General features: G+C 40.7%; 22 protein-coding genes and 1 rRNA gene. 15 read left to right on the top strand and 8 right to left on the bottom strand.

Annotation, left to right across the window (positions count from 1 at the left end):
• Nucleotides 1-343: 343 nt before the first annotated feature.
• Complete coding sequence (locus AC1D0K_RS30315; protein WP_477396881.1) at nucleotides 344-1,339, bottom strand: MBL fold metallo-hydrolase; 996 nt, start codon at nucleotides 1,337-1,339, stop codon at nucleotides 344-346.
• A 252-nt stretch (nucleotides 1,340-1,591) separates the two neighbouring features.
• Entirely contained in the window at nucleotides 1,592-2,059 is a 468-nt protein-coding gene (locus AC1D0K_RS30310; protein WP_477396878.1) for a putative quinol monooxygenase, read from the bottom strand.
• Between the two features lie 178 nt (nucleotides 2,060-2,237).
• Here AC1D0K_RS30310 and AC1D0K_RS30305 point away from each other — a divergent pair, with 178 nt between their 5' ends.
• The 4 genes from AC1D0K_RS30305 (at nucleotide 2,238) to AC1D0K_RS30290 (ending at nucleotide 4,721) form a co-directional block, all read left to right on the top strand.
• On the top strand, nucleotides 2,238-2,807 hold the full coding sequence (locus AC1D0K_RS30305; protein WP_477396876.1) for a pentapeptide repeat-containing protein: 570 nt from the start codon (nucleotides 2,238-2,240) through the stop codon (nucleotides 2,805-2,807).
• Nucleotides 2,808-2,853: 46 nt separating this feature from the next.
• Nucleotides 2,854-3,561 carry a M23 family metallopeptidase gene (locus AC1D0K_RS30300; RefSeq protein WP_477396874.1) on the top strand — a complete coding sequence of 236 codons (708 nt, stop codon included), beginning with the start codon at nucleotides 2,854-2,856 and terminating at the stop codon, nucleotides 3,559-3,561.
• The gene (locus tag AC1D0K_RS30295) at nucleotides 3,558-4,319 is read left to right on the top strand and encodes a DUF4846 domain-containing protein (protein WP_477396872.1); all 762 of its coding nucleotides are present in this window, start codon (nucleotides 3,558-3,560) and stop codon (nucleotides 4,317-4,319) included. Before AC1D0K_RS30300 ends, AC1D0K_RS30295 begins: the two co-directional genes overlap by 4 nt.
• Nucleotides 4,320-4,439: 120 nt before the next feature.
• Nucleotides 4,440-4,721, top strand: coding sequence for a hypothetical protein (locus AC1D0K_RS30290; protein ID WP_477396870.1), 282 nt, complete (start codon nucleotides 4,440-4,442; stop codon nucleotides 4,719-4,721).
• Nucleotides 4,722-4,766: 45 nt separating this feature from the next.
• Here AC1D0K_RS30290 and AC1D0K_RS30285 read toward each other — a convergent pair whose 3' ends face one another.
• Both AC1D0K_RS30285 and AC1D0K_RS30280 read right to left on the bottom strand, forming a co-directional pair.
• Nucleotides 4,767-5,273, bottom strand: a complete 507-nt coding sequence (locus AC1D0K_RS30285) for a DMP19 family protein (RefSeq protein WP_295714482.1) — start codon at nucleotides 5,271-5,273, stop codon at nucleotides 4,767-4,769.
• A 10-nt stretch (nucleotides 5,274-5,283) separates the two neighbouring features.
• Nucleotides 5,284-6,303, bottom strand: coding sequence for an aldo/keto reductase (locus tag AC1D0K_RS30280; protein WP_477396867.1), 1,020 nt, complete (start codon nucleotides 6,301-6,303; stop codon nucleotides 5,284-5,286).
• Between the two features lie 123 nt (nucleotides 6,304-6,426).
• Between AC1D0K_RS30280 and AC1D0K_RS30275 the strand changes: the two genes are divergently transcribed.
• From AC1D0K_RS30275 to AC1D0K_RS30260, 4 genes are all read left to right on the top strand, one after another.
• Complete coding sequence (locus AC1D0K_RS30275) at nucleotides 6,427-6,753, top strand: hypothetical protein (protein ID WP_477396865.1); 327 nt, start codon at nucleotides 6,427-6,429, stop codon at nucleotides 6,751-6,753.
• 42 nt (nucleotides 6,754-6,795) lie between these two features.
• Nucleotides 6,796-8,424, top strand: a complete 1,629-nt coding sequence (locus AC1D0K_RS30270; protein ID WP_477396863.1) for a mechanosensitive ion channel family protein — start codon at nucleotides 6,796-6,798, stop codon at nucleotides 8,422-8,424.
• Nucleotides 8,425-8,530: 106 nt separating this feature from the next.
• Nucleotides 8,531-9,337, top strand: a complete 807-nt coding sequence (locus AC1D0K_RS30265; RefSeq protein ID WP_477396861.1) for a helix-turn-helix domain-containing protein — start codon at nucleotides 8,531-8,533, stop codon at nucleotides 9,335-9,337.
• A gap of 85 nt (nucleotides 9,338-9,422) precedes the next feature.
• Nucleotides 9,423-10,364: a nitrilase-related carbon-nitrogen hydrolase gene (locus AC1D0K_RS30260; RefSeq protein ID WP_477396858.1), complete on the top strand. Its 942-nt coding sequence runs from the start codon at nucleotides 9,423-9,425 to the stop codon at nucleotides 10,362-10,364.
• Nucleotides 10,365-10,488: 124 nt separating this feature from the next.
• Here AC1D0K_RS30260 and AC1D0K_RS30255 read toward each other — a convergent pair whose 3' ends face one another.
• Entirely contained in the window at nucleotides 10,489-11,469 is a 981-nt protein-coding gene (locus AC1D0K_RS30255; RefSeq protein WP_477396856.1) for an acyl-ACP desaturase, read from the bottom strand.
• Between the two features lie 50 nt (nucleotides 11,470-11,519).
• Nucleotides 11,520-12,602, bottom strand: coding sequence for a glycoside hydrolase family 5 protein (locus tag AC1D0K_RS30250; protein ID WP_477396854.1), 1,083 nt, complete (start codon nucleotides 12,600-12,602; stop codon nucleotides 11,520-11,522).
• A 123-nt stretch (nucleotides 12,603-12,725) separates the two neighbouring features.
• Here AC1D0K_RS30250 and AC1D0K_RS30245 point away from each other — a divergent pair, with 123 nt between their 5' ends.
• The 7 genes from AC1D0K_RS30245 (at nucleotide 12,726) to AC1D0K_RS30215 (ending at nucleotide 23,221) form a co-directional block, all read left to right on the top strand.
• Nucleotides 12,726-14,072 carry a sensor histidine kinase gene (locus AC1D0K_RS30245; RefSeq protein ID WP_295714503.1) on the top strand — a complete coding sequence of 449 codons (1,347 nt, stop codon included), beginning with the start codon at nucleotides 12,726-12,728 and terminating at the stop codon, nucleotides 14,070-14,072.
• Nucleotides 14,073-14,086: 14 nt separating this feature from the next.
• Nucleotides 14,087-16,168: a cellulose biosynthesis cyclic di-GMP-binding regulatory protein BcsB gene (locus AC1D0K_RS30240; RefSeq protein WP_477396851.1), complete on the top strand. Its 2,082-nt coding sequence runs from the start codon at nucleotides 14,087-14,089 to the stop codon at nucleotides 16,166-16,168.
• A 110-nt stretch (nucleotides 16,169-16,278) separates the two neighbouring features.
• On the top strand, nucleotides 16,279-18,123 hold the full coding sequence (locus tag AC1D0K_RS30235) for a glycosyltransferase family 2 protein (RefSeq protein ID WP_477396848.1): 1,845 nt from the start codon (nucleotides 16,279-16,281) through the stop codon (nucleotides 18,121-18,123).
• On the top strand, nucleotides 18,120-19,688 hold the full coding sequence (locus AC1D0K_RS30230) for a hypothetical protein (protein ID WP_477396846.1): 1,569 nt from the start codon (nucleotides 18,120-18,122) through the stop codon (nucleotides 19,686-19,688). Before AC1D0K_RS30235 ends, AC1D0K_RS30230 begins: the two co-directional genes overlap by 4 nt.
• 675 nt (nucleotides 19,689-20,363) lie before the next feature.
• A complete protein-coding gene (locus tag AC1D0K_RS30225) occupies nucleotides 20,364-21,110 on the top strand; it encodes a TlpA disulfide reductase family protein (protein ID WP_477396844.1) in 747 nt (248 codons plus the stop codon).
• Nucleotides 21,111-21,158: 48 nt separating this feature from the next.
• Entirely contained in the window at nucleotides 21,159-22,523 is a 1,365-nt protein-coding gene (locus AC1D0K_RS30220; protein WP_477396842.1) for a sensor histidine kinase, read from the top strand.
• Entirely contained in the window at nucleotides 22,520-23,221 is a 702-nt protein-coding gene (locus AC1D0K_RS30215; RefSeq protein ID WP_295714520.1) for a response regulator transcription factor, read from the top strand. The genes AC1D0K_RS30220 and AC1D0K_RS30215 overlap by 4 nt, the downstream gene beginning before the upstream one ends.
• 54 nt (nucleotides 23,222-23,275) lie before the next feature.
• Here AC1D0K_RS30215 and AC1D0K_RS30210 read toward each other — a convergent pair whose 3' ends face one another.
• Together AC1D0K_RS30210 and rrf are read right to left on the bottom strand one after the other, a co-directional pair.
• On the bottom strand, nucleotides 23,276-23,506 hold the full coding sequence (locus AC1D0K_RS30210) for a hypothetical protein (RefSeq protein WP_477396839.1): 231 nt from the start codon (nucleotides 23,504-23,506) through the stop codon (nucleotides 23,276-23,278).
• A gap of 437 nt (nucleotides 23,507-23,943) precedes the next feature.
• Nucleotides 23,944-24,055: ribosomal RNA gene (gene rrf / locus AC1D0K_RS30205) — 5S ribosomal RNA — on the bottom strand.
• Nucleotides 24,056-24,146 lie beyond the last annotated feature (91 nt).

Below are 24,146 nucleotides of genomic sequence, written 5' to 3'. Positions count from 1 at the left end.
GAAAAATACTGGAAATGATTTATACGATCTGGACAACAGAAAAGAAATATGATAAAGCATACTTACAAAAAACAAATGCAGCAGCAGTATAAAAAGAGTTAGGGCGAATAAAACACGAAGTTATACCGCCCTAAACAGGCTGACATAAAGCCGCCTTAAGTAAACAAAATTAAAAATTATTTGATAATTAACACAGAATCTCTCTTCACCTGCGGTGGAAAGAGGGTCAAAATTTTTTTTGTACCGAATTTTAAATCCCCTCTATGCGCGAAGCGGAGAGAGGGTGACATGCGCAGCGATGTCGGGTGAGTCGACTCATCAATTTGAAGGTTTTGGCTCGAGCCTACATAAACCTCTTCCACCACTCAGAATTGTACTCTCCCTTAACCTCGGTAGGTTTGCCAGGTTCAGGTACAAAAAGCTTGATGTTTTTATCTTTAGCTAACTTTTCCAATCGTTCGGCTGGCTCATACCAGGCATGGGGCGCCAGGTTAAAAGTGCCATAATGTATCGGCATCATCAGCTTTCCTTTTAAAGCTATATGGGCGTTTGAAGCATGATCTGGCCCCATGTGAATATCCGGCCAGAACTTTCCGTAGGCGCCAACTTCAAGCATAGTCAAATCAAACGGACCAAATGCGTCGCCGATCTCCGCAAAACTTGGCGACCAGCCAGAATCGGCACCAAAGTAGATATTATGCCTTGGCCCCTTTATTACAAAACTCGCCCATAAGGTTTCATTACGGTTAACTACCCCTCTGCCCGAAAAATGCCTTGCCGGAACCGAGGTTACCACAATATCATTATCTATCATTACGCTATCGCCCCAATCCATCTCAGTTATAAAGTTTTTAACAATCCCCCATTGTTCAAGGTATGTACTTACGCCTACAGAGCAATAGAATGGTATGGTTCTGCCGGCAAAGAATTTTATAGTTTCCTTATCCAGGTGATCATAATGATCATGCGACAGAATAACCGCATCCAAGTGCGGTAGATCATTTAACGCGATGGGCGGTTTAAAAAAGCGCTTAGGCCCGAAGAATTTGGAGAAAGATGCCCTATCACCCCAAACAGGATCCGTCAGGATCCGTTTACCATCAATTTCAATTAATATACTGGAATGGCCTACCCACGTAATGCGCAGGCCGCTTGCAGGCCGTGTATTATAAACGTCCACATCGGTTTTAAAAGGCCCTATTTGATTCTTGGGTGAGTTTTCGGCCTTGTTGCCCATGTACTCCCTCAAAATAGGAATCAGCTTGCCAAAACCGGCTTCATCCGTAGGGATAACGTTGATATATTTTCCAGCCTTTTTGTTTGATCCATCTAAACTCATAAAACAATTATAGTACTAATCTTTATTACGATGTAATTAACGCAATAAAGTTACGTTTGGTTGGACCCATGCTGTTTTTATTTACGCAGGAATGATATTTATTTCGATATAAAGGGATTTATCAGCAATCGTTTCAAACGGATGCCATAATAATTACCCTATACTTAAATAAACAAGCACCCGCCCGATGGCAACGATGACCACGCCCCCTTGGTAATGGGTCATGAGATATAAGAAGGTACGAGCATACAATTACATGCCCGGCTTTTTTGCAGAACTAATTAGATTTACATCAATAAGTTCTAAAGATTTAACCATGTATTGAACTGCCTCTTTGTATTTCTTAAAATGCGGGGTTTCTATATGTATTTTGTATGCGGCGGTGTCGGCATATATTTCAAGGATGGTGATATGCGAGGGATTGCTTTTGTCAGCGACAGCGTAATACGTTATCACACCAGGCTCAACACGTACAGCCGTTGCCATTTGTTCTTTTAACGCAGTGTTATATTGTTCCAGCTGCAATGGATCAACTTGAATTTTCGCCAATCTAACCATTTGATTTTTTTGTTGGGCCATAGCTTTTATACTAAAAGAAAGCGTAGCTATACAGATGGTAACAATCCAAATTAGTCCAATTTTACTGTTTAACCGCATTTTAATAATGTTTTTAAGCGCTTTAATATTATGGAGCGCATTTTCTTTTATAAATATAATCATAAAAATTAAGCTGAGGCAAACCACTTTATGTTATAAATTAAACCATCAAAAGCCCAGGTACGATCAAGGTTTATAAAATCTGTTGTTATTTTTTACCAAGGACAATGCTGTTAGTTTTAGTTTATAAAATCTTTTTTTGATCGGCCCATAAAATGCCCCGATCTTATAGATTTGCAAAATGCAACACATCGAGGACGAAACTTTTACCAAAACCCCGGCCACACAGCTCACAGGCCGCAACCGCACCTATGAAAACTGTAAATTCATTTCCTGCGATCTCTCCCATGCCAACCTCAATGGTGTAATTTTTATTGATTGCGTGTTTGATGGCTGCAACCTGGCCCTTGCCGATGCAGGCGATACCGGTTTTCAGAACATCCAATTTAAGCACTGCAAACTCGTTGGATTGAACTTTGGCAAGGCCCGCGATTTTTTGTTTGAAGTACATTTTGAAGGCTGCATTCTTGATAATGCCATCTTTTATAAAAAGAAGAACAAAAAGGCTCTTTTTAAAGATTGCTCCATGACCGAAACAGACCTCACCGAAGCCGACCTCACCGAAGCCAAATTCATCAACTGCAACCTTAACCGGGCATTTTTTAGCCGCACCATATTGAAAGCTGCCGATCTGCGCAGCTCCTACAATTACACTATCGATCCGGATGATAACATGATCAAGAAGGCCATGTTCTCTATCCACGGTTTGCCTGGCCTGCTGGCTAAATACGATATTAAAATTGAGGGATAATATTCTGAAGTATATTTAGTTATATTTATTCTTCAGGATAAACCTTATGCGAAAAATTGTACTGCTTGTTGCGATGTTAATTGGTGTGCGTGCGGCGCATGCTCAAGACGATAAAGCCATTTGTAATCACATCAACCAACTTAATACTGCTGTACTAAACGGATCAATTAAAAGGCCAGATGCTGCTAAACAATTTAAATTACTAATCCGGCAACTTACTCAAAACAGGCATGTACCAGAGGCGTTGGATAACTGGGCATTTCCGCTCCGCGGTTATAACTATCATGCCATAGGAGGCAATGGAAGCGGCTATTCCGATAAGGGTTATAATTACCTGGATGGAAACAAACATGCGGCACACCCGGCGCACGACATATTTATTAACGATAAAAACCAGGATTGCATAGACGATAAAACCGGCAAAACTGTTGATGTAGTAGCTGTTGATTATGGCATTGTGATAGCTTGCAGCGATACCTGGCAAACCAACAGCAGCTTACGTGGCGGAAAATATATTTGGATATACGATAATTACGGTGACATTACCTATTACGCCCACAACAACAACATTTTTGTAAAGCCCGGCGACGAAGTTAAAGCAGGTCAAAAAATTGCCGAAGTCGGCCGTACCGGCTACAACGCTTATAAAAAACGGTCTCCTACGCATTTGCATTTTTCAGCCTTTAAACTGGTGAATGACTTACCAGTCCCTTTCAATCCCTATCAGCAACTAAAAAAAGCCAAAACGTTATGAAAGTTTTTTTAATGCTGATATTGTTTGGGTTGGTAACAGGCCCGGTAAAAACGGATAACGTGGTAACCCGTTTTAAAACGCCTGCAGGTTACCGGCAAAGCGCGGCAGCACCCGGTAGTTTTGGTGCATGGTTACAGGCTTTGCCCCTTAAGCCCTATGGCTCGCAATGTTTAACCTACCAGGGTAAAGTGGCGCGTACAGAAGCCTACACCGCCGGCATTGTGGATATAAGTGTGGGCAAATACGACCTGCAGCAATGTGCCGACGCTGTAATGCGCCTGCGTGGCGAATACCTGTATAGCCAAAAGAAATACAAAGATATCTCCTTTAATTTTACCAGTGGTTTCCGTTGCGATTTTGTGCATTATGCCGATGGGTATCGGTATAGTAAAGACCGCTGGGTACTAAAAGCAAAAAAGGATTACAGCTACCCTAACTTTTTGAATTATATGACTTTGGTTTTCAGTTATGCAGGTACGCTCTCCCTGCAAAAGGAACTAAAAACTGTTCAAAACCCCAACAACGTTAAAACCGGCGATGTATTTATAAAAGGAGGCTCGCCGGGGCATTGCTTTATGGTGATGAATGTGGTGGAGAATGCCGCTCATCATAAAAAATTCCTGCTGGCTCAAAGCTATATGCCCGCCCAAAGCATCCAGTTGCTGCAATACCAGGAAAATCCCTGGTTTAGCCTTGATGAACCTGCTTATATTCTGTATGGCGAACTCGTTAGCCCCACTTATTTAAAACAATTTTAGTAAGCCCGCTCATTTATTGCTTCGTATTTGGGTAGTTTTACCTGGGAGCAGGTTATCCTGATAAAGTATTAAAATCCGCTTATCCACGGCCGCAGCTAAAACGGCATAAAGATTGCCGTTGTGAATACATTATATTTATTGATATCTATCATGATAGAATTCCTGACCGACGGCCTCCATATTTTTGTTATTGTAATGATTGTGGGCTTCATTATATTTAGTACGATGGCCCTAAACGGAAAGTTTGACCATTGGGATTCCCGCTTTATTCAGAAGACCCAACACATTTTTAACCGGGTAGGCCGGTATTTTTACAGAAACCGTAAACGGGAAAAGCTCCACAAAAAGGATGATTACGAAGACCGCCGCCATGAGCACCAAAGAACGAAGAAAACTGGATGATAAAATAACGAGGTAAATTATAATTATCCAGTTTAAAGGCTACATCTATACTATCCGGGCGAATGCATCAATATTGTTCTCAACATACCCTCTGATGATTTTCGTTTCGTCGTCCATTATTTCATAAAACTCGTTGTCGATACTTTCAAACTCAGGGTACTGTTTATACATATTTGAGAAATCTTCATTAGTATTCAGTTTAAGTAATTCATCCTTTTTAAGCAAAAAAAAGTGCATGGCTTTATCAACGGTTGCAGCAAGCTTCTCGGCCCCCCAAAGCCGGATGTTATTACTAAATGCTTTATTTAAAATATAACTATGACCATTAAATATCAACTGCAAAAAGCCTCCGTTAACTACCTGCCCATATAAATTGTTAAATAAGATTAGCGTTTGTTGTTTTAGATAAAAAAATCCGGCAATTTCCGAAACATCTCCGGTTTGCATTAAATCATAATACTTGTCAATAAAAAGGAACAAGAAATCCCAGGCATCGTCGCCAGCATTTTCAAGTTCGGCTTTTGTAACAACAGGTAATATTTTTTTAACCATAATTTTATGCTTACCTTTTTTCTACCCTATCATAAAACCCACCAAAGGAGTTATTTTTAACTGCATCTTCATTAAAAAAGTCGCCCGGAAAACCAAGTTCAATAGCACTGGCGTCACTCAGGCGTTTCATTTGTTCGGCGCTTAGGGTAACATCAACAGCTTTCAGGTTGTCCAGCAATTGATTCACTTTGGTAGCACCCACAATCGGGATACATGAAAAATATTGCTGGCGGGTCCAGTTTAGGGCTACATGGCTTTCGGATACTCCCAACTCTCTAGCAATATCCATTCCAACTTTGGTGATCGCTTCACTGCGGGCATCCAGTCTTTTACTTTCTGGCTTTATACGCCCCCTATCGCCTTTTAAGTATTTACCTGTTAATGCTCCACCGGCCAAAGGAGCCCATGGTGTAACCGTCATCCCAAAATGTTTAGCCATCGGGATCAGTTCCCGCTCGGCCGTGCGGGCCAGCAGGCTGTACTCTACCTGTAAAGCTATGAATTGGCTCCAGCCCATCAGTTCGGCCATGGTGTTGCCTTTGGCTACTACCCAGGCGGGAGTATCGCTTATGGCAGCATAGGTCACCTTACCTTGCTTTATCAAATCATCCAGGGCGCGCAGTACTTCATCAATGGGTGTAATGTTATCCCAGATGTGGAGGTACAAAACATCAATAAAATCAGTTTTAAGGCGTTTAAGGCTTTCCTCCACGCTGCGCATCATGTTTTTACGGTTATTGCCGGATGCATTTGGATTAGTTATGTTATCCTTTAAGGTATACTTGGTAGCCAGCACAAAATAATCCCGGTCGTGGTTACTCATATAGTCGCCAATGATCTTCTCGCTGGTACCCAGTTTATACATATTGGCGGTATCCAGGAAATTGCCGCCTGCATTGGCGTAGGCATCCATAATATCAAAGCTGGTTGCCGCATCGGCACCCCAGCCGGCCTCGGTACCGAAACCCATGGTACCAAGACATAGTTCAGAAACTTTAAGGCCCGAGCGGCCGAGTAATTTGTAGTTCATAGATGATGATTTTAATAAGTAAGTACAACATATGTCATTGCGGAAGAGGAGCGCAGCATGGCATACCTATTTGAAACAATAACAAAAGTGCTTTGTAATATTAAGGAATACAAATGTATTGCCATGAAAATTATAACCCTCCATTCGCCCATTCATATCCATGAATTATTTAACATTTTGCATCACAAGCTTAACCCGCTTTTCCAGGAGTGCAGGCATAGCGATATTTCCTTTACCATAAGCGGGAAAGATGAAGTTCTGGAAATAAGTCAGCCGGATTTATATGAAGGTGTTTTGTTTAGCCTGGGCATACACGGTTCTGAACTGTGGATAACCCGAAATGAGCATTATGTAGATGATGTAAACTCGCTGACCATTGAATCAATTCTGAATAGATTATTTAAGGATGTAGCTGGCAGCCGGGGCACCAACCTGGTGCAGGAGGGCTAAAAAAATGGAATATATTTTTTAGCTTTAGCATAAAAACCACTTATGCGCAATATTTATTACCTGCTGATAATCTTTTTAATAGCATCCGTAACAGTTACCGCGCAAACTGCCACCAAAGGCAAAACAATACAGACTATTCCCTCGGGCGAACCGGTAATTATAAACCGCGACACCCTTTTTAAATTTTATGCTGGGCAAGGCCTATTTGAACCGGCAGAAAGAGCCGCCATTGTAACCAAACGCATTGAGGCACTGGTAAACCGGATAGATTTTAACCCCGATTCGCTTACTTTAAAAAATGATTCAACGCTCTCGGTAATCAACTACAACTCACAAATTGTGCTGGCTGTAAATAATAAGGATGCCACCTACACCGAATTAAACCGCCCGCAGCTTGCTGCCAGCTATCTAAATATCCTTAAAACAAAGCTGGGCAATTATTTTACAAGCAATAATACACAAACAGTTGTTACCAATATACTGGAAGCTATTGCAGTTATCGTATTGCTAATAGTGTTGATATGGGCACTTTTTAAGGGTTCGAGATGGGTAAAGCTCAAATTACTTAAGGCCTGGGAAACCCGTATAGATAAGCTGGCGGCACAGGGCGCGCCGGTTGTTTATGCACATCGCCTTTTACCATTAGTTACCGGCTTACTAAGAATAGTGCGGGTTATCATGATCATTATATTGGTTTACCTGGCGCTGCCGGTGCTGTTTTTTATCTTTCCATCATCAAAACCTATTGCGGTACAGTTGCTGGGTTATGTGGTAACGCCATTTAAAAGCATTCTGCTGGCTATTGTTCATTATATCCCCAACCTACTTACCATAACGGTTATTTATATTGTAACCCGTTATATAGTTAAACTGGTAAAATTTATAGCCAATGAAATAGCACAGGGAAACTTTACCATTAATGGTTTTTATGCCGAGTGGGCCCTGCCTACCTATAACATTATCAGGGTACTGTTATTCGCGTTTATGTTTGTGGTGATCTTCCCTTATCTGCCCGGGTCCGACTCCAAGATTTTCCAGGGGGTTACCGTGTTTTTGGGTATCTTGTTTTCGCTGGGATCTTCATCGGCCATTTCAAATATGGTAGCGGGCATTGTGCTTACCTATATGCGCCCCTACAAAATTGGCGACCGGATAAAAGTAGGCGAAGTTATGGGCGATGTGATAGAGAAAAACTTATTGGTAACCCGCTTACGCACCATCAAGAACGAAGATATCACCATACCTAACGCAACCATACTAAGCGGGCATACCGTTAATTACTCAACTGTAGCAAAAACCATGGGACTGGTATTAAACACTACCGTTACTATTGGGTATGATGTGCCCTGGCAAACCGTACATAACCTGCTCATCAGCGCTGCCGAAGCTACAGAAGGTATCATGGCCGATAAAAAACCCTTTGTGCTGCAAACCGGGCTGAATGATTTTAATGTGAGTTACCAGCTAAACGCTTACACTGCTTTATCAAACCAAATGGCCGCAATTTATTCCCGCCTACATCAAAACATACAGGATAAGTTTAACGAAGCCGGTGTCGAGATCATGTCGCCGCATTATACCTCATTGAGAGATGGTAACCATATCCAGATTCCGGATGAGTATGTGGCTGAAGGGTATAGTAAGCCGGGATTTAAGGTGGAGGGAGAGTAATGATTTTTCATATCTAAATGGCATGCAGGGAAGCCCTTTCGTCCACATTGTTTTATTGCGGGAATAATAAAAACATTATATTAGCAAGGAGTAGTAAAACCCGGGAATGCAATTATCGCCAACACCTTCGCTATCATCCATCGTTAAACACTATTTAATTATAGATGGCGGAGAGGCTGTAAACCTGAACTACCGGTTATTTTCGGACGGTAACCCCGGAATAGTTTTTCACTTTAAAGACCCTTTATACCGGCACAGCGAAAACAACCTTTTACACTTACAGCCCCGGTGTTTTGTATATGGACAAATAACCAATAACAACAGCATCACATCCCATGGCAAACTGGGGATGCTGGTTGTAGTATTACAACCCTATGCCTTATTTACCCTTTTGCACATTGCAGCCTGCGAACTAAACAATAACATTATTAGTCTGGCTGATATCTTCGGTCGGGAAGCGGAGTATCTTGAGGAACAAATTTTGAATGTACCCCATATCACCAACGCCATTGCTATAATTGAAAAATTTTTGATATCCCGGTTAACATCTATCAAAAACCCTGATGCCGTTATGCAAATGGCATTAAGTACCATTTACAAAAACAAGGGTATCCTTACCATTGAAAGCTTATTAAAAAGCATCCCGGTAACAGAAAGGCAATTAGAGCGCAAATTCAGCGATCATATTGGTACCTCACCAAAGAGGTTTGCCGATATTATTAAATTTCAACACTTTTTAAAACAGCTGCAAAAACATCCTTCCGGAAAAACCATTACCGAACTTAGCTACGCTTGCGGGTATTACGACCAGGCACACCTCAATAATTATTTTAAGAAAAATACCGGCGTAACGCCATTACAATACAAGGCGAATAACCACCTGCTGGCCATTAACTTTATGCCTGTAAATTGATAGCATTTTGTCGGTTTTTTACAATGCCGAAGTTGAGAATGCTCCTAATTTTGACGTGATAAAAATTAATTGTCACCTATAAAAAATGGAAAATTTTAAAGTTGCTACGGCACAGTTTGAAAGCAAAAGCGGCGACAAGGCTTATAATCTGGAAATAATTAAACAACTAACTGCCCAGGCCGCTGCGCAGGGGGCAAAAGCAATTGCGTTTCACGAATGTTGCATAACGGGGTACTCGTTTGCCATGAACTTTACAAAACAACAAATGCTGGATTTGGCAGAACCCATTCCAGATGGATCAAGCATTGCTCAGTTAACTGAATATGCCACGCTGTTTGACATTGCCATTTTAGCCGGCCTTTTTGAAAAAGACGATACAGGTACCATTTTTAAAGCCTATGTATGTGTAGATAAAACCGGGCTTATTGCTAAACACCGCAAACTGCACCCTTTTATTAACCCGCACATCACCGCAGGCAACAGTTACACCGTATTTGACCTTTACGGCTGGAAATGCGGCATACTTATTTGTTACGACAATAACATCATTGAAAATGTACGGGCAACAACACTGCTGGGCGCCCAGGTTATTTTTATGCCACATGTTACTATGTGTACCCCATCAACCAGGCCGGGCGCCGGCTTTGTTGACCCTGAATTATGGAAAGATAAAGAAGCCAACAGCGCATTGTTGCGCAAAGAGTTTGATGGATTAAAGGGACGGCAATGGCTGATGAAATGGCTGCCTGCGCGCGCTTATGACAATGCCATTTACGCCATATTTAGTAACCTTATTGGGATGGATAGCGAGCAGTTGAAGAATGGTTGCTCGATGATTGTTGACCCGTACGGCGACATTATGGCCGAATGCCGATCATTAGCTAATGAACTGGTTATTGCCGAACTTACGCCCGACGCGTTGGTTAAGGCAGGTGGTTATCGCTACATTAACGCCCGCAAGCCTGAATTATACCGGGACATTATTGGGATGCCTCATAACAGCGAACAAAAGGTTGTTTGGTTGTAGATGATTATAGAGTCGGGCGTTGTGTAAGGGAAGGCGATAATTAATAAACCGAGGCCCCATAATATTCCCTCAAACAAAGAGAGACGCATTTTCATGCGTCTCTCTTTAATATTTTTATAAACCCTTATCCGTTTATCCAGCTAAACTTATATTCAAGCATTGGGTTTTTCATACGGTCGGCTACACGTACCAGGCGGTTGGGTAGGTTCATGATATAATCACGAGCCTTTTCGCCGGCTTCGTTCAGGTCGGGAGTACTTTCAATATGCCAGTCCTCTATCAGTTCTTTTAGTATATCCACATAATCAATGGCTGTGTAGATGCCTAAGCGTTGGGCCGCATCGGTAAAGTGACCAAAGGTTTGGCCAATTTTTAAACCAACTTCGCGCAAGAAATGGGCCGGCATCACAATTTTTTTACGCATCATATCCTCAAAGGCAATCATGGCCTCATTGGGGTCAACTTCAAAAATCTTCTCGATAAAGTATTTGTAAGCTTTTGCATGGCGGGCCTCATCACCGGCAATTACACCACACATTTTTGATAACAGGGTATCGCCATCTTTTTTAGCCTGTGAAGCCACACGCCTGTGCGATACGTTTGTTGCCAGCTCCTGGAAAGAGGTATATATAAAGTTACGGTAAGGATCGGTTCCGGTACCAATATCAAAGCCATCGGCAATTAAATACTGGGTTGAAACCTCCATCATACGCATATTTACACGACCAGAAAGGTAAAGGTATTTGTTCAGCAAATCACCGTGGCGGTTTTCTTCGGCTGTCCAGTGACGGGTCCATTTCATCCAGCCACCAGCTTCGTCTTTTGATACACCATCAACCATGGTAAGCCATGATTCATAAGTTGGTAATGCTTCTTCAGTAATTGTATCGCCCACTAAAACCGCAATAAGGTCGTAGCTAAGTCCCTGGGCGCTTTCCTGTAATTCCTTAATTTCATTAAAAAAAGTATCTCTTGAAGAATCAGGCAAAAAATCTGATGGTTGCCAAATAGTATCTACAGGCTTTAAAAAATCATACATCTTTTCGAGCATGAATTTTTCAATATGGCTCATTACTTCCCTGCGCTTTTCTACAAAAAATTCCATAACAAATTATTAGTGTTCAAAGGTAACATTTAAAGCCCAATAATGTTATATCATTTTGATGCTTTATAACCAATAGCATCCTGCATACAGGCAGGTAAATTACCCATTAAGGGCTTGCCGGCAAATATAGAAAACGTGCCATTATAATCCCAAAGCATCCCCGGTATGTCCAATTTTTTTAAGGCCAGTCTTACTGCTTTAATATACCGGCATCGGCTATCAACATCGGCGTATTTATTATAAGCGCCATACTCGCCGCAAATAACCGGCACATCATATTTATTAGCCCAGGTTTTCGCTATCCGTAGTTTATCGTTTACCGATTGCTCGTTGCCATCGCGTTTATACAGCTCATAATTAATTTCGCCGCTTGTACCCTTCGCTTTAGGGTTGAGGACTGGAAAATTTTCCGCATTATAAGGAAATGATACCCCGGTTGTTGCCACCTGGTTCCCTACCCACTCAGCTCCCTGGTGGGTAAAAAAGAAAGGTTCATAAAAGTGGAAGGTATAGATGATATTCTCATCTGCAAGCCTTACAAACCGGCTCAGCTCATATATACTATTGTAGTTTGATGCACCTATAATAAAAGTGTGTGTTTTATCAATCTTACGTATGGCGGTTACTATGTTATAAATCGCATCTTTCCACACATTGGGATCCATGTGGGGCGGTTCATTATACAACTCAAAAAAAACGTCGTTGGCGTTGGTATATTGATACCTTTTAGCCAGTTTTACCCATAAATCAATAATTTTAAGAGTCTCCGCGCGGTAGCTGGCGTCTGTTAATTTTCCGTCATGATAATCCAATATCAATTTAAATCCGTATCTATGACATTGCTTAACTACTTTATCAATGTATCCCAGTATTTCCTCAGCAGGTACCCTTGCTGATTCAAAGAATGTAAAAGCTATGGGTAGCCTTATACTTTTAAAACCAAGCCTTTTTAACAGCAAAAAATCAGCGTCTTTTATAGCCCCCTGTTCAAGTGGTTTTTTGCTCCAGGTTTGCTCCAGCCACGAAAAACTAATCCCATTATTTAAGGAGTATGACCTTTTAAAAGCCAGTGCACGCAACCCTTCCTTTTTTGGACTACTTTTTGCAACAACGCAATTTGTTGTTATGGACAATAATATTAACAAAAAGTTTATGAATTGCGTAAAACATATAAATTTGTTTTTCATCACATTGCCCTTAAACCCATTAACCCGCATAGGCCTTAATTTTAATTTATAATTTCAAGATAGCGAATAATGTTTGTTCAGATCACCAAAGAAGAATTAATAAAAGAGACCTCAAAAAAAGCATGGTACCAGACCAACAACATCGTTTGGACGATTATATTTCTTTACCCCCTCTTTAGCATAGTTGATTTTATATATACACAGGATATCTGGATACAATTTTTTATTGTACGTATTATTACCTGTTTAATAATATATGGCCTGCATAGTTATATCCAGTATAAAAAGTACGATTACCGGATATTACTTCACGTTGCCATGCTGTTGTTATCTGTTACATCGGCAGTGCTTTGTAACATAGTAACGGTACAAAGTTTAAATATCTATTACTCCCTTTTTGCCACGCTGATATTATTCTTTAACCTGCAGGTGTTTTGGGAACCTGTTAACTCCATCATTCAGTTTTTATTAGCTATATTATTGCTTGCCATATTTTTCAACTTGCAGCATGAGTTTAACCTGGATATTGTGATTAACAATGGCGGTCAGTTATTTTTCATCATTTCAGTGATATCATGCCTTATACCAAATACCCGTTTCAAGGTGATGCAGCGGGAGGTTAGATCGCAAATATTGATTGAAAAATCCAATGAACAATTAAAGCAACAAAACGCCTCTATCAATGAGAAAAACAACCTTATTGATATGCAGTATGAGCAGTTGCGCAAGCTTGATGGGCAAAAGAACAGCTTCATCAACATTGCAGGCCATGATCTTAAAAACCTCATTGGGTCCATTGTGATGAGTAATAACATGATCAAGGAGGAAGACTACCGGTTAAGTAATGATCAGAAAGAGTTTGTGGGTTTTATAGCAGATTCTGCCGAAAAAATGCAGTATATGCTTAATAAGCTCATGGATGTTAAGGAGATCGAATCGCCGGAGATGAAATTTAACCTGGAGTTTTTTGATATCAATATAGAGGTAATGCATGTTTTTAAAGGGCTGATTGAAACCGCCCAGATGAAAAACATCCACCTTGTCGATAATATTTTAAAGCTGCCGCTTAACGTAAAGTTAGATAAGGTATTTGCAGGGCAGGTGTTTCAAAACCTTTTATCAAACGCCATAAAGTTTTCACAAACCAATAATACTATAAAGGTTGTAACCAGCCTTCAGCGCCAGCGTTTTGTTTTCGAAATAATTGACGAAGGCATAACCATAGGACAGGATGAGTTGGATATGATGTTTAACAAATTAAAAACCCTTAATGATACATCGGGCATTACCGAAAGCCGCTTAGGGCTTGGCCTTTCAATTGCCAAGCTTATGACCCAGGAAATGGGTGGCGAACTATCATACCGTAGTGACGAAAACGGTAATTATTTCAGAGTAGAATTTTACGTTATAAATTAATTATTTACAACCAGATGAATAAATTTTTAGCCCTTTTTGCCTTTTTATTTCTATTTAGCACGGCATCAAAAGCACAAAATATTGTAACCTTTAAAACGCTGGGCCATGAGGACGATATGATATATGGCATGAGTGGCGCCAATTCATTTTATTTTAAGATCACCCCGCTTACCGAAATGAATGGCAGTAAAGTGGTTTTATTTTTTGAGCCTTCGCAGGCTTTATTGAAAGACCGCTCCTACATCAATGTTGTTGTAAACAACAAACCGGCCTACAGCGGCAGGATGACAAAAGATTCTATCCAAAAAATAACGCTTAACCTAACAAGGGCCGATTTATCCAACGATAAATTCCTGAAAATACAGATCAAAACGCTGCTTACCATAACAGACGATGTTTGCCGTGATTTGGATAACCCGGCTATGTGGTTAAAAATTAAAAATTATTCATACCTGTCACTTATCCGCAGCAGCAAAAACTTTTTTGATAACGTAAACATCAGCAACTGTTTCGACTCAAAAAAAGCCATAGTTTACCCTGCAAACCCTACCCTGCATGATTTAAAAGCAGTGGCATGGGCTTATGCAAGGCTTAAAAAGACCCAAACAAGAGACATCATGGTGTATGATGAAACTCACCTGCCCGACAGCGTCAGAAACTATATTAAGGTGGGTAATTTTGCATCATTAAAACCAGAAATGCGCGACCTGGTTAAAATTACCCCACAAAACAACCAGGGGTTGTTTTACCTGCACAAATCCATAAGCCTGGTTACCGATACTAATATCCGTATGGTTGAAACCAATGGCATGCTCATGCCGGTTAAAACCGCGACACAGGAAAACGTTGTTAAAGAAATATTATTTGTAACCGGCGGCGATGATGCCGGATACGAGAAAGCGATTACCGCTTTGGGTAATATGAACATTTTAAATTCAACTTATGGCGATTACCTGTTAATTCAAAACGCCCAAAACACCTTTGCCAAAACTATTGATGAAAACCGTTCAAAGCTTTCATTAAAACAGGTAGGTGGTGTGAGTGATTTTTTATCCGGAATTGGTTCATTAAAAAGTGCATACACCTTTAAAAACAGCGATTTTAGCTTTACCCCTAAAGAAGTTGAAATAAGGTTTATCGCAAATTACAGTGCGTTAAACGCAACCGACCGCGGTTATTTTAACATCTATCTTAATGGTTTACTGATCAGCAGCGAAAAGCTGGATGCAACCGGTAAATTAAATACCGCCATTACCATTAACCGTTACCAGCACCATAAATATAATACACTGGAGGCCGAGTTTAGATTTTACCCGGTAAGCGGACATTGTAAGGATAGCTTTACCAACTTTTTTGCCGAAGTTGACGTAGATAAATCATACCTGGAATCAAAAAACCCTTTCGTTACCAGCGATTTGAGCTTTTATCAGTACCCGGAAGCATTTAATACCGGTACCACCCGCATAGTTGTTAGCAGGAATTATGCAAAATATGCTGCCGGCGCCCTGGGCGAAATCATTTATGAATTAAATAACAACATTAACGCCAATAACTTCCCGGAGTTTACTTACTCAGATTCTATCCCATCACCTGATCTTAAAAAATATAATATCATCGCGCTGTTGTCAAAAGAAGATAAGCTGATGAAGGAATTCTCTGATGCGCCAATCAGGTTTGATAAAAACTTCATCTTGTATTATACGGATAACAATTCGCCGGTGTACTCGCTATCAGATACGGTATCGAAAGGCCTCGCGCAGATATTTTACGGGCGCAGCAATAACGCTACACTGGTGCTCACCGCAACAGGTACCCATATTGCCGAAGCCTTCCTGTCTGCATCAAAATCAATTACCGAACAGCTTTCAACACTATCAAGCAACGTATGTATCTCTGATGTTAACTCCAACAAATACCTGTTTAACATCAATAAATCAAGCGATAACCTGCAGTATATTGATACCAAAAGTGGCCTTACCCGTTTCTGGGACAGCTACAACCTGTACATTCTGCTGGGCATACTGATATTAATATTGTTATCATTCCTGTACGTTAGGTCGAAAGTTCAAAAATCACAGGATCTGTTTAACGATTAATTTTTCAAAGTATCAAGTAGTTAGTATCGAGTATTAAGATTTTTAAACCAATACCAGCTACTTGATACTAACTACTTGATACTAACCAAACGTAACTTATATTATATATAATGAGTATTTCAATTCCTGAACTTTTGGTTAATGACGGGTTTATAACGCCAGGCGATCAGGAAAAAATTAAAAAGTTTTCAGAAAAATCGGGGATGTCATATGTGAAGATCGCCCTTAACTTTGGTTATATCTCCCGCAAAAACTACGACCGCTCATTAAGTAATGCCGGCTATCATTTTGCACCAATAAGGGAAGAGGCTTTTGATCCCGAAGTGCTGAAAAAAGTTGAGCTCAAATTCGCCAATGATCATGTGGCACTTCCCCTGCGTGTTGAAAACAACCGGGTGGTAACCCTCATGACCGATCCTACAAACCAGCTGTTCCTGGATTTTATCCGGTTCACCTTTGATATGGAGCCCGAAGTAATTGTAGCCTATGACCTGGATATTACCTGGTTAAGCCATAAGTTACTGGGCCAAAAATATGTTAAAGCATCGGTGTATGAACTTTTACGCCGCGACCCGAAAAGTTCGGCATCCATCACCTTTACAACACCGCAGCTTGTCTTTATTTTTAGCTTGCTGGCCATCATAGCCATAGGGATGGTATTAAGCTTTAAAAATACATCCATCATTATAAACGTTATCATCAGCATGTTTTTCCTGGTGGCTATTATATTTAAGCTGTTCCTGGCATTGGTGGGTTCACGTTTCGAGCTGCACCAGGCGGTTACCAAAGAGGAAGTGCATCATATTGTTGACGCCGAGTTGCCCCCTTACACCGTACTGTTACCAGTTTATAAAGAGGATAAACTGATCAAGAAATTAATCTGGAACCTGCAAAGTTTAGATTATCCGCGCGAGCAGCTTGATGTTAAACTCCTGATTGAAGAGGATGACGATAAAACGCTGCAAGCTGTTCAAAACCTCGATTTCCCGGCTGTTTTTGAAGTGATTGTGGTGCCTTTTCATATGCCCAAAACCAAACCCAAGGCATGTAATTATGGTCTGCATTTTTCAAGGGGCAAGTATTTAACCATTTATGATGCCGAGGATATTCCCGATACAGATCAGCTTAAAAAAGTAATAGCCCTGTTTGCCAAATTACCTGAGCATTACATCTGTATCCAAAGCGCACTCAACTACTTTAACCGCAACGAGAATTTTCTTACCCGTATGTTTACTTTAGAGTACTCCTATTGGTTTGATTATATGTTACCCGGATTGGATACCCTTGATATCCCCATCCCTTTGGGTGGTACCAGTAACCATTTTAAAATGGATGCCTTGATTGAGCTGGGCGCCTGGGACCCCTTTAACGTAACCGAAGATGCCGACCTGGGCGTACGTGCATACGCGAAAGGGTATAAAGTTGCCATCATCAACTCCACTACTTACGAAGAAGCCAATAACGACCCTATTAACTGGATTCGTCAGCGGTCGCGGTGGATCAAGGGCTATATGCAAACCTATTTGGTGCACATGCGCAACCCGGTTGGGCTTGTTAAAAAAATTGGCTGGAAAGGTTTCATGGGCTTCAACTTTTTTATTGGCGCCACATCGGCTACATTTTTGGTTTACCCGCTGTTGCTGGCCATTTTTATTTGTTACCTGGTATTTGATTTTTCAACCATCCGCAGCCTGTTTCCTGATTGGGTTTTGTTTATGGCCATATTTAACCTCATGGTTGGCAACATACTCATGATATACGTAAACATGATGGCTGTATTTAAACGCAGGTATTTTGAGTTGATATTGTTTGCCATTGCCAATCCCGTTTACTGGTTAATGCACTCGGCAGCGGCCTATATGGGTTTATACCAGTTAATAACCAATCCGTTTTACTGGGAAAAAACAAACCATGGTTTAAGTAAAGTTAATAACCCCACAAACGTTGTTAAATGATCATATCAAAAAGTCAATTTCTGTTTATAGTAACTGTAATGCTTGCCGCATACTATATGGTGGTGGGTGTTTATATGAACCATTGGGGTTACTATAACCAGGAAAGTATTTTTTACATCGAGAAAACCAAGATCATTTTTGAAGGACTTGGTAACCGCATCAAAGTAATGGGCCTTACAGCACCGCTGCTGCCTTTTTATTGCGCCATCATTTTTAGCTTCATCAGTACTTTCCTGGCGCCGGTAATTGCATCGGCATTGGGTACGGCAGCGTTGTTTTACATCATTACATCAGCCATGAACACCCGCATAAAAAACGATGATTTTTATGTATGCATGGTGGCCATATTGTTCTTTTTTCATCCCGGGATGCTTTACGTAGCCACATCCGGCAAGGCCATTTACCTGGTGCTAATCTTCTTTTTCCTGTTCTTTTTTAACCTGCTCAAGTTTTACCGGTCAAACACCACGTTTCACGTTTCGCTGGCCAGTATGTCATTAGTTACCCTTATTTTTTGCGATTATAAGTTTATATGGATTTGCCTGTTTTTTATACCGCTGGTATTAGCCATTACCCTGCAAAGCTTAAACCTGGGCGAAAAGGAATCCATCTTCAGGCTGTTCCTGAGTTTCAACAGCCCATCGTTACGGCGTAAGCTTGTAGGCAAAACATTTGCTATTTACATCATCCTTTTTATACTGCCCATAGCTTCGGTTATATCCTACAAACTGCTTAATTTAACCCATGCAAGTGATCTGGATTATTTTATCGAAAGCCCTTACGCCACCTGGAATGTACTGGTAGATAAGCTTAATTACGATATGAGCACCGCGGCCACCAACTACCAGCTGCCAGATCTTTCTATATTAGTTTCTGTAAGGGTTATATATTTTTGCCCGCTTATTTTGGTAGCCATTTACCTTTTCAGAGAAAGCACCTACCAGGCATTAACTATTTTAACGCCATTCGCTTTTGTTGAGTTTTTGCATATTAAGTATGATAAGCTTTTCCTTACCTATGAGTATTACCTCATCTTTTTGATTCTTGCTTTATTGTGCCTCATATTTAAAGCCAAAACCGTCAAAAATCAAAAACTGTTTAAGCCCATCGTGTTCATCGTTGTTTTAATGCAATTGTATACCGGGTATATTTTTCTGTCCAAATCATTTATCCATGATGAGAAGAGCTTCATCACCACGCTTATAAACCGCAAACCAAATACCGATCAAAGTGAAATAATGGAGGTGTCCGCCTATATTAACAGTCTGCCCAAAAATTCGCATGTATTGATGGACGATGCCATAGCGTACCCCATTGCCGCATTTACCGACGACATTAAAAGGCTAACGCTGCCTTACCAAAACGTTTTTTTAAGCGCCATAGAAACCCCTTACCATTACGACGACTATATACTTGTTGCCACCCCTAAAAACCCGTTCACGGGCTACACGCAGCTTAATAACAAGTATATCCCCCTAATCCGGGTGGTTAACAGCGGCATCAACTACAAACGGGTTTTCGAAACCGACAGCTGGATCCTGTACAAGATCATCGCTATTCAATAAGCTAACTATTAACTGTACTATAACTGAATGAAAGACCTGTCCGCAATGGCAGGTTTTTTTATTGGTGTTAATTTATCGCTGATACATTACGGGAATCTGCTAGATGAACCAAAAAAATGGGAATAATGCATAGGTTTTACAACCCAACAACAAGCATGTCATTAAGCATGTCATTGCGAGCGCAGCGCGGCAATCGCGAACTTTGCATTTACGCCCTGTATAGTATGCGATTGCTTCGTGCCTCGCAATGACATGAATCCTAAAAATCTTTCGAGCACTCACCGAGACAACTTTAACAAGAGCGAATAAACACCACTCAATTTTGTGTGAGTTGACGAAGTAAGAGTTACAAAAACACCGAAGCTGCTGTTATACACAACCCAGTTTTTCGAACGAATTTGAATTAAATGAGTCTTCAATCAGCAGGACAAAATCATTGCCCAGCATTTTTTCAGTTAACATTAGTTAACACTCTTTAGTTATCCTTTAACAAAGATGAGGTTGATTACCCAATAGCTTTGCATCATGAAACTATTACAAATCGGCATCCTAATTAAAAAATACATTTTTCCATTCCCGGGGCCTTACTAATCTGTATCAAAGCCAGCTCTTGTATCAAATAAAAATTCAACAATAAATATGAATTCGCAAACCTCAAAATTTACTCAATTCCAAATGAAAACTTATTGGTTTATCGCTGCTTTAAGCATCTGCACCATTGGTGCTAAAGCTCAAACCCGTGCCGGCAACATTCCGGCTCAAAAAACCTCCCCAGCCAGGCCATCTGTAGATCAGCCGGAAATCCCTGCTACTACTTATATGATGCCGGACGGCACCTTTATCACCAAGGACAAGATTGACAGTGTAAGGAACGCCTGGAATGGCGCATTATTCATTGGGCACCAGGAAAGCGATAGGGCGCAAGGCATATTGCACCTGGTGAGGTTAACGGATGATAATATGAAGGAAATAAATGAAAAAAACGCCAAAGATGAACTGGTTGTAAAAGCGATGGTAAATAAACCCGCTGCAGATTTTAACTTAACGGATCTGCACGGGCGGCAATGGTCATTAAAGTTGTTGAGAGGAAAAGTGGTTGTGCTCAATTTCTGGTACACAGCCTGCCCGCCCTGTTTAGAGGAAATGCCGCAACTCAACGAAATCACTAAAATGTACACCCCTGATAAAGTGGTTTTTCTGGCGCTAACTTTTGATGATGTTAAAAAGGTGCAGGCATTCCTCAAAATACATGAATTTAGCTACACTATACTTCCTGGCTCCAAAGCCATTGATCAGCAATATAAAGTGAGCGGGTGGCCAACCAGTTTGGTGATCAATAAAAAAGGTATAGTCACCTTCGCTACCAATATCAGTCCGGATATTAAACGCGACCTGTCATCGGCCATCAATGCAAATTTATAGCCATTACCAAATAACTTATCTTTGAGCAGCGTTATATAATGCCACCGGATGAAAAAGAGACTTACCTTTTTATTTCTTATCGCCGCGCTTACAGCCGGTGGCATTATCCTGTTCCAATGCTATTGGGTATATAACACGTACAAAACCGGGGAGCTAAATCTCAACAAACAACTGTCAGATGCACTTCAAAAAAGCATCGATAACTACCATGTGCAACGCAGCGAGCTTCCGCTTTCGTTAAAATCGCCGTCGCCTTTTTTATCGGTATTAGAAGTAGTGGAGAAGGATACATCTCTGCACCTAAAAGTATTTTATGGAGATGTTAAACACCCGCCATACACTGCAAAAATAGAACAGGTTGCGGTAAACCCGGCCAATTTATACCACCTAAAGGTAATGCTGGCCGAAACCCAGTTCATGTCGGCTACTTTAATGAACACCGTGAGGCTAGATACTTTGAAGGCCATATTTAAGGACGAATTAAAAAGGAACAATATCGATTTGCATTTTAACCTTTTGTTGTTAAAAAACCGACAGCATCTTCCTCCTGGTAAAATAACTGCTTATATTAACTATGCTAAAAACAGTCCCATCATAGAAGCCGTTTTTAGTAACACAGGCCAGGTTCTTCTCGCTCAGAATATTGTCCCCGCCATTATCTCCCTTCTTTTGATCATCCTTTCTGCGGGTAGCCTTTGCTATATGTGGATCATCATACGGCGGCAAATGCAGCTGGATCATATTAAAAATGATTTTATAAGCAATATCACGCACGAACTCCGCACCCCCATCTCCATTTTAAAATCAACGCACGAAGCGTTATACAGGTATGGAGGTATCGCAGAACCGGAAAAGGCAGAACGCTACTTAAAAATCAATACGGAGATCTTAGAGAAGCTGGATCATAATGTAGACCGGATCCTGGATATAACCAGGTATGAAAATGGCGATAAACTGGCCAAACCAAGTTTGACTGATATTAATGAGTTAATTAATTCGGTTATAGAAAGGTTTACCCTGGATGCCAGTTATTCAATCGAATTTCTAAATCCTTCGGGCTTACAAAAGGTTTTTACAGATGGCTATATCATAGACACCATCATTACTAATTTAGTGGATAACGCCATTAAATATGGAGGTGAAGATGTAAAAGTTACCATAACAATTAACCCTTTTGAAAAAGGCTGGCAATTAATCGTCAGCGATAACGGCTCGGGTGTTGACCATCAGTATCTGCCGTTTATCTTTGATAAGTTTTACAGGGTGCCTTCAGGCAATTTACACGAAGTTAAAGGTTACGGACTTGGATTAAGTTATGTTAAGCAATTAGTAACGAGTTTAAACGGTGTTATTTCAGTTAAAAGTAAGTTAAATTCGGGCACTACACTTACCATTCAATTTCCTCAAATATGAATAAGATAAAAGTGCTGTTGGTAGAAGATGAGGCAGTTTTAGCATCTATAGTTAAAGAGACTTTAGATGCCAGGGGTTTTGAACTCACCATTGCCGCAAATGGTGTGGAAGGCTGGAGCTTTTTTAATAACAACAAGCCCGATATATGCGTAATTGATGTGATGATGCCACGTAAGGATGGGTTTTCACTGGTCGAAGATATCCGTAAAGTGAATAAGCTGATTCCTATTATTTTCCTGACTGCAAAAACACAAACTGCGGATGTGATCAAAGGATTTGAAACAGGCGCAGATGATTACATGAAAAAACCCTTCAGCATGGAGGAATTAATATTAAGACTGAAAAGCCTGAATCGCAGGACGAGTTTACAGGAACCAGCTAATAATTCATCTTTGTCTGTCGCGGCAAACAATAAGGTAGGTAATTTTCATTTCGACCATCATCGGCTGGAACTGGTGGATAACGGGAAAGCGGTAAGCCTCTCGCAACGGGAAGCCGACCTCCTTCAATTGCTGATCGACAATAAAAATCAGTTATTGGATCGCAAAACAGCATTGCTCAAAATATGGGGGGATGATACTCCATTTAACGCCCGTAGCATGGACGTTTATATCACCAGGCTCCGCAAGTATTTATTGAGTGATACAACCGTACAGATCCTGAATGTCCGCGGTTTTGGTTACAAATTGATTGATTAGAAATTTATATATCGTAATGCTGTTTACTTACTTCGAAGACTGGGTATAGCAGGATCAATAATCACTATCATCCCCTACCGGATACATATTTTCCCGGGCTGAGGCCTCGGCGTCATCATCAATTTGATTTGAGTAAATAATATAATCCTCTTCATCTTCGTATACCTTGTATTGTGGGTATTGTATCAAATTATCGTCGATAAAGTTTCTTGCTTCATGATCGGTATCAAATTCTTTGGTGATCTGTTCCCCGGTTTCTATATTTTTCCCTGTGTAAATAAACATGTGCTAAATTTTAATTTTAAATCTACCGGCTTTTAACTTATTGAATAACGTTAGTAGTTAAATATAGCATGGTTTTTTTAATAAATTATAAACCAATTACTTTTCTGTAACTACTGTGGATAATAAACACGTACGGTACACTATTGTTTTCCCCGGGTGTTCGGGTAAACAGCATGCGGGTGTTCGGGGGTGTTCGGGCTGGAGTTAGTGAAAAAGATAAGCTACTGGTTTACAGCAGGGTCTGTTTTTAGCTAGGAATATAGCGAACAGTTAAGATATTGGATGTCAGCATGTCGACTTTCTGAAAGTACAGGTTAATGTGGGCACTTTGCGAAAAGCGAACACCTGTCCTGGATAGTGGGATTTATTGTAAACGCAAAAACCCCTCATCCGATAGATGAAGGGTTTCACGATTCAGCCTTTTGGGGGCTTTTAAGATTGGGCACCGACCTACTCTCCCACGTTTTAACGCAGTACCATCGGCTCTGGCGGGCTTGACTTCTCTGTTCGGAATGGGAAGAGGTAGACACCGCCGATATAGGCACCTGAATTTCTTTTGAGCTAAAAGCTCAAGGCTAAAAGCATAAAGCTTTTTTGCCAATTCATTATTTGTTTGCTGCAATTCATTATTTGTTTGCTG

Source organism: Mucilaginibacter sp. P1_A3, from assembly GCF_056406855.1.
Note: the sequence above shows the minus strand (reverse complement) of the source record. Positions and strands in the feature narration are given on the sequence as shown.

Coding starts and splice junctions, on each gene's coding strand:
- AC1D0K_RS30315 (WP_477396881.1), bottom strand. CDS start 1,339: ATGAGTTTAGATGGATCAAACAAAAAGGCTGGAAAATATATCAACGTT.
- AC1D0K_RS30310 (WP_477396878.1), bottom strand. CDS start 2,059: ATGATTATATTTATAAAAGAAAATGCGCTCCATAATATTAAAGCGCTT.
- AC1D0K_RS30305 (WP_477396876.1), top strand. CDS start 2,238: ATGCAACACATCGAGGACGAAACTTTTACCAAAACCCCGGCCACACAG.
- AC1D0K_RS30300 (WP_477396874.1), top strand. CDS start 2,854: ATGCGAAAAATTGTACTGCTTGTTGCGATGTTAATTGGTGTGCGTGCG.
- AC1D0K_RS30295 (WP_477396872.1), top strand. CDS start 3,558: ATGAAAGTTTTTTTAATGCTGATATTGTTTGGGTTGGTAACAGGCCCG.
- AC1D0K_RS30285 (WP_295714482.1), bottom strand. CDS start 5,273: ATGGTTAAAAAAATATTACCTGTTGTTACAAAAGCCGAACTTGAAAAT.
- AC1D0K_RS30280 (WP_477396867.1), bottom strand. CDS start 6,303: ATGAACTACAAATTACTCGGCCGCTCGGGCCTTAAAGTTTCTGAACTA.
- AC1D0K_RS30275 (WP_477396865.1), top strand. CDS start 6,427: ATGAAAATTATAACCCTCCATTCGCCCATTCATATCCATGAATTATTT.
- AC1D0K_RS30270 (WP_477396863.1), top strand. CDS start 6,796: ATGCGCAATATTTATTACCTGCTGATAATCTTTTTAATAGCATCCGTA.
- AC1D0K_RS30265 (WP_477396861.1), top strand. CDS start 8,531: ATGCAATTATCGCCAACACCTTCGCTATCATCCATCGTTAAACACTAT.
- AC1D0K_RS30260 (WP_477396858.1), top strand. CDS start 9,423: ATGGAAAATTTTAAAGTTGCTACGGCACAGTTTGAAAGCAAAAGCGGC.
- AC1D0K_RS30255 (WP_477396856.1), bottom strand. CDS start 11,469: ATGGAATTTTTTGTAGAAAAGCGCAGGGAAGTAATGAGCCATATTGAA.
- AC1D0K_RS30245 (WP_295714503.1), top strand. CDS start 12,726: ATGTTTGTTCAGATCACCAAAGAAGAATTAATAAAAGAGACCTCAAAA.
- AC1D0K_RS30240 (WP_477396851.1), top strand. CDS start 14,087: ATGAATAAATTTTTAGCCCTTTTTGCCTTTTTATTTCTATTTAGCACG.
- AC1D0K_RS30235 (WP_477396848.1), top strand. CDS start 16,279: ATGAGTATTTCAATTCCTGAACTTTTGGTTAATGACGGGTTTATAACG.
- AC1D0K_RS30230 (WP_477396846.1), top strand. CDS start 18,120: ATGATCATATCAAAAAGTCAATTTCTGTTTATAGTAACTGTAATGCTT.
- AC1D0K_RS30225 (WP_477396844.1), top strand. CDS start 20,364: ATGAAAACTTATTGGTTTATCGCTGCTTTAAGCATCTGCACCATTGGT.
- AC1D0K_RS30220 (WP_477396842.1), top strand. CDS start 21,159: ATGAAAAAGAGACTTACCTTTTTATTTCTTATCGCCGCGCTTACAGCC.
- AC1D0K_RS30215 (WP_295714520.1), top strand. CDS start 22,520: ATGAATAAGATAAAAGTGCTGTTGGTAGAAGATGAGGCAGTTTTAGCA.
- AC1D0K_RS30210 (WP_477396839.1), bottom strand. CDS start 23,506: ATGTTTATTTACACAGGGAAAAATATAGAAACCGGGGAACAGATCACC.